Genomic DNA, 4,293 nt, shown 5'->3' with positions numbered 1-4,293 from the left:
TGCCAAATCCACGCCTCCATGAACTCCTGCCATGGCACTGGAAAACCCTTCACCACAGCAATAATACCATCAAAGCCTGATTACGCCCGCGGCTCTCTCCGGATGCTTACGGTTCCATGACCCGGCTCCCGCCGACGTGCGGACTTAGATAAGGCCCCATCAGAGCACGAAGAATCATCTCCGTAACGAAAAACTCTTCAATGACTCCTGCGTCCGCAATCGTCCTGGCCGCCAGACTTTCGTTCTTTTCGTTTGCCATCATCATCTCCTGAGCGTTCGTTGTCTCAGGGAGAGTCTATCGTCAGACACAGAAACGCCCGGCTCGCGATAACCAGCCGGGCGCAACAGGCAGAACCATTGCCGTCGAAACTGGCTGTTTTCTGCGGGTCTCGGTTATCTTCCACTCATTCCCGCGCTGGGAATCGGAGGATTATCCAGCCGCCACGAGCGCCGCCGCCCTGAGCCTCATCTCCACCATAACCGACACCGTTAGCGGCAGAACATCAACAACGGGCGACGGGCGGGTATCAGTCTTCATGAGCGACCGCGCTTCCTGGATCGATAACCCCGGACGCCCCAACGCAGGCCCGACCTTCTCTGCAACATGCCCCGCGAGCCACGACCGGGCGCCGTCCTCATCGAATGAAACAAGGGCGGAAAACTCATTGCCATCGTCAGCGATCGCAACGGACAGCCCGCCCTGGAATTTTCCACCGTGGACCGTTGCCTTGCATGGCGCCATAAACCCGGAGATTTTCGTGTTCTGGCAACGCACAATCGTGCCAAATGTCAACCAGAACAACCTGTCAATCTTGTCCGGATCAATGTCTTTGTCTGACATCAGGAGTTCAATATCTGACTCACGTCGCCGGGGCTCCTTTTCACACAAGGCATGTTCTTCGGGTATCCCCCTGATGAACCCGGCCATCATCTGCATGCAGCGTCGTTTCGTTTCCGCGCCGAAGGGGTGACAGACCCCATCGACAACGATCCACCCGAGGAAGATGTCCCGCCCGTTGTCTGTCTCCACCTTGTCTTCAGAGATGGCGACATCGCGCACCAGGAAATCCTCGATTCCGTCCACGGGGCAACGCTCGGCGATAAGGCGATCGGAGATGTTCCGTCCCTTCATCTCCTTGATTAGTGTTGCGAACCACAGGTATTCACGCATGGTCATGGGCTGACCGGCCGCCTTGAAGTGCGATGTCATCAGGTTATCAAGCATGGACGCCTTGCCCTGGGCGGCCCACGCCTCCATGGCCTGCGCCGTCACATACATGACGGTCGTACCCGCCGCCTCGACAGATTGGGTCACAAGCGCGGCCTCTCGTCGGCTTGCTTCAAGAGATGATACAACATCCTCCGTTTCCTTGAGCTTGGCGCGAAGACAGTTACAATCATTCCCGGTGATCCAAAGATCAAACGTGAGCCTACCGGCATGTGATCGCATAGAAGCGTGCGACTGCCGTTCATGTGCCAGCGCGTTCTGGGCCGCCTGGAGCGCGGACTGGGTTCGCTCCACCTCCTCCCGCGAAGCAGCGAGCGACTGCCGCTCGCGCGCGATCTCATCCTGCGCTGCACCAAGCGATCCCCGCACCCCAGCAAGATCAGTCTGAAGCTGGGTAATGGCGGCATCCTTCTTGGAGCAAAGAGCGGTCATGGCATGCAGATCACGATCGCTCTGCTGTCTAGCACGAAGCTCCTTGTTGTGATTTTCCCTTATTTCAGCTTGAATCCGATCGCTTTGTGCGATCCGCTCATTGGACTGGTCGGCGATGGTTTGGGTGTGCCGCCTCCACTCCTCATTCTGACGACGCCACTTATCAAGAATCTGCTGGTTTACGATCTGATACTGAGCGTTGGCGGCTTCGAACGAATAGCGACGCTGGACTTCTTGGTTCCGAGCAACCAGATCATGATACCAGTCTTCACCAGCGCGGAATGTCGCGTTGATGAACTGAGGACTCATAATAATCGCTAGTTCTTCCGGCCCCATGATTCTGCCCCTTTATCGTCCCGTCGTCTGATCAACGTGCAATCGCGAGCGTACCATCATCAAACTGCCTGAAAATTTCTTCCCACTTCTGGCAAATTGAAAGGGATGGTTTGCCTAACCCAGTGCAAAAAAACCAGATCGGATGATCGAGGCTTTTAACCGCGAGTGAGATACCGTTTTCTTTCGCTGTTTTTGCTGCGCTAGAGAGATTCGCAGCGGTATCTTGAATCATACCCTGCACGGCTACGCCTGGAGTGAAGCCGGAGGTCGTCTGTTTTGCTGGATCATAGACACGCCACTCCCAGCGGCGGACATCACTCCATTTGAGCGTAACCATTTTATTTTTCTGTATGACGTAAAGAAACTCGCCATCGTAGCAGATTACATTTACATAATTATCCGCATCGAGGTCAAAATCGATATTGATCGGTTTGTGAGCAAATAAATCACCATACATCGCGCGGAATTTTGTTACCGGATTCCCCTGAATAATTCGGGACAAGAAATGCACTATCAAGAAATGCGGCATGGCGAAGGAGAATAAATTTATTCCACCATAAATTACCACACCTGAGAAGAGGCAAAATCCCCAATTTCCTATAAAACCTGAATCCGATTCTTTAACAAAAAATCCGGCAATAAAACTAGCGATCAAGAAGATCAGTCCCAGAGAGAGGTAACCTGACTTTTTGCTCAAATGAAGGTCAACGTCTTTGATAATCACTTCATAAACTCCGGCATAATGTGTGTATCGGCGATGCGAAACGAATGATCGGAATCCTTATTCTTCGTATTGGCTCCATTTCCCATCTATTTTGACGTAATCTAATTTCTGTTTCTGCTGGTCATCGCCTACCTTGACAGTCACATCACACCGGAAGATTGGCAGTTTCTCGCCGTGAAACTCATAGGAACCCCGTGCTACACACGTCCGTCCCGTTACTTTTACGACCGGGGGGGTCGGATGACGGTTACCCAGAATGTCTCCGAATGACCGGTTCCCTTCCACAGCATCCGCATAGTTTTGAGAGATTATGGACTGAAGTTCTTCTAGCGAAGGCCCGCTATCACCACAGCCAGTCAAAGAGAGGAGAGTCATCAGTCCAAGCAAAGGTGTGGCGTGTCTGATCTTTGCGTAAGCGTTCATGTGTTTCTCGATTGGTTGAATTGTAGTTTCAAGCAGGCGCTTTATTGATGCGCTCAACCCTGGCAGACGCCGTCATCCAGCTTGCAGGCGGATGGGATGGTTTTTCCGTTCTTCTTCAGCGCCCCCGTCGCCAGATCATATGTTTCGATCTCAGCCGGTGCCTTGGCGTATCTCCCGGCGCTTCGTGGAAATTCCACCGTGACCTTTCCTCCTGAGATTGCCGCCTTAGCGGTCGCGCAATTTCCGAAGAACGTGGTGGGAGGTTTGATTCCTGCCGACGTGACCTGGACGATGGAATACTGCGCTTCGCAAGCCTCGCCACCGACAGAGGTCAGGAGAAGAACGTCGGCATCGCCGACTTCCCCAAGTTTCCGGACGAAAAGGGCGCCGTTTCCGGCGATTTTCGGCGTTGTGGGCTGCCCATCGATCAGCAGGGTATTAAGCGGGCCTGTTCCCGAAGCCAGACCGTAACGGGTCTGGTCTTCCCGTGGAGATGAGGCAAGAGCCGAAGTCATAGACACGCTTGTCATAGTCAAAAGAGACAAGGCTGAAATGGAGAACTTAACCAAACGAAGCCTTTTACGATCACGTATCATTATTTCCCGACCTTTTTGTAAAGCCCGTAGAGACCGCGTGCGGTGCCCGGAAATATGAAATCCGCCTCGCACCACACTACACTGAATGGCGTGAGCAGAATCCGTGGTTTTTGAACATCTGGCTGTCGTATTGAAACATGCCGAAAACCATTGATCGAACGCTGATCGAAAACGAGGGTTATGGGCAATGAAACGATACGGTTACGCCAGGGTCTCAACAGAGGGTCAGACAAACGACGCGCAAATCCTTTCCCTGCTCCGGGAAGGACTGTCAGACGACATGATTACCAAGGACATTATTTCCGGCGGAGTGCCGGCCCTGTCTCGACCGGGCATGTCCTCCCTGTTGAAGACACTGGAGGCCGGGGATAGCCTGGTCGCGGCGAAGCTGGATAGGCTGGGCCGGGATACCGTGGACGTAATCGGTCTCATCAGAATTCTGAATGGACTTGTAACGGTTTTGTGCCGGTCATCTGAGCGTTTTAAGCTTGTATCAGGAGACCGACGAAACCATGAAACATACGGAAGATTTCAAGCGCGAGGCCGTGAGGATT

The 4,293-nt window shown here is 53.2% G+C and carries 4 protein-coding genes; 1 reads left to right on the top strand and 3 read right to left on the bottom strand.

Features of this window, described 5'->3' with window-relative positions; genetic code table 11:
• Positions 1-430: 430 nt before the first annotated feature.
• The 3 genes from GOB82_RS12970 to GOB82_RS12960 form a co-directional block, all read right to left on the bottom strand.
• Positions 431-1,996 (bottom strand): hypothetical protein, encoded by a 1,566-nt coding sequence (locus GOB82_RS12970; protein WP_144880189.1) that lies wholly within the window; start codon positions 1,994-1,996, stop codon positions 431-433.
• Between the two features lie 31 nt (positions 1,997-2,027).
• Positions 2,028-2,720, bottom strand: coding sequence for a hypothetical protein (locus tag GOB82_RS12965; protein WP_166123727.1), 693 nt, complete (start codon positions 2,718-2,720; stop codon positions 2,028-2,030).
• 476 nt (positions 2,721-3,196) lie between these two features.
• Positions 3,197-3,739 (bottom strand): hypothetical protein, encoded by a 543-nt coding sequence (locus tag GOB82_RS12960; RefSeq protein WP_166123725.1) that lies wholly within the window; start codon positions 3,737-3,739, stop codon positions 3,197-3,199.
• 187 nt (positions 3,740-3,926) lie between these two features.
• On the opposite strand from GOB82_RS12960, the gene GOB82_RS12955 reads away from it, so the two are divergent.
• The coding region (locus GOB82_RS12955; protein WP_166123723.1) for a recombinase family protein at positions 3,927-4,293 on the top strand (367 nt) is incomplete at its 3' end.

It is taken from the genome of Acetobacter farinalis, assembly GCF_011516935.1.
GTDB classification, from domain to species: Bacteria; Pseudomonadota; Alphaproteobacteria; order Acetobacterales; family Acetobacteraceae; genus Acetobacter; species Acetobacter farinalis.
Note: the sequence above shows the minus strand (reverse complement) of the source record. Positions and strands in the feature narration are given on the sequence as shown.